The sequence below is a fragment of the Rhodococcus sp. NPDC003382 genome, assembly GCF_053589135.1.
Genome location: NZ_JBSFRH010000120.1, coordinates 1 through 1,013, shown reverse-complemented (window position 1 = coordinate 1,013; position 1,013 = coordinate 1). Strand labels below are relative to the sequence as shown.

1 protein-coding gene is annotated in these 1,013 nt (G+C 63.8%); it reads right to left on the bottom strand.

Annotated features, from left to right (window positions below):
• Positions 1-39: 39 nt before the first annotated feature.
• The coding region (locus tag ACWDUD_RS30665; protein ID WP_450111784.1) for an IS256 family transposase at positions 40-1,013 on the bottom strand (974 nt) is incomplete at its 5' end.

The following is a 1,013-nucleotide window of genomic DNA, read 5'->3' as shown; positions in this document are numbered from 1 at the left end:
GGGAGTGTCCGATAAACGGTGGAACCGGCCTGGCATCGGTTAGTTGATGCGTCCTTCGAAAGTGATCGCGAAGGCGTTCAAGGCAGGCTTCCACCTCGCTGCCCATCGTGCCCTACCCCGACCGGTCGGGTCCAGCGCTCGGGTCGCGAGATAGAGGCACTTGAGGGCGGCCTGCTCGGTCGGAAAATGCCCACGGGCGCGGATCGCGCGCCGGTAGCGGGCATTGACCGACTCGATCGCGTTCGTCGAGCAGATCACGCGCCGGATCTCGACGTCGTAGTCGAGGAACGGCACGAACTCGCTCCACGCGTTGTCCCACAACCGGACGATCGCCGGATACTTCGGTCCCCACTTGGTGGAGAACTCGACGAACCGTTCCTTCGCCGCGGCCTCCGTCGGCGCGGTGTAGACCGGTTTGAGATCGCGCGACATCTCATCCCAGTGCTGCCGCGGCGCAAACCGAAAAGTGTTGCGGATCAAGTGGATAACGCAAGTTTGCACCACTGCGAGTTCCCACACGGTGTTGATCGCCTCCGGCAAGCCTTTGAGGCCATCGCAGACGACGATGCACACATCGGCCACCCCGCGGTTCTTGATCTCGGTGAGCACCGCCAACCAGAACTTCGCACCCTCCCCGCCGTCGCCGGCCCACAATCCCAAGATGTCGCGCTCGCCGTTGACGGTCACCCCGATCGCGACGTAGATCGGCCGGTTGGTGACCTGCCCGTCGCGGATCTTGACGTGAATGGCATCGATGAACACCACCGGATACACCCGATCGAGCGGCCGGTTCTGCCACTCGATCATCTCCTCGAGCACCTTGTCGGTGATCCGGGAGATGGTGTCCTTCGACACCGAGGCCCCGTAGATGTCCTGGAAGTGCGCGGAGATCTCGCCGGTGGTCAAGCCCTTGGCACTGAGCGAGAGCACGATCTCGTCGATCCCGGTCAGCCGGCGCTGGCGCTTGCGGACGATCTTCGGCTCGAAGCTCGACTCGGTGTCCCGCGGGACCT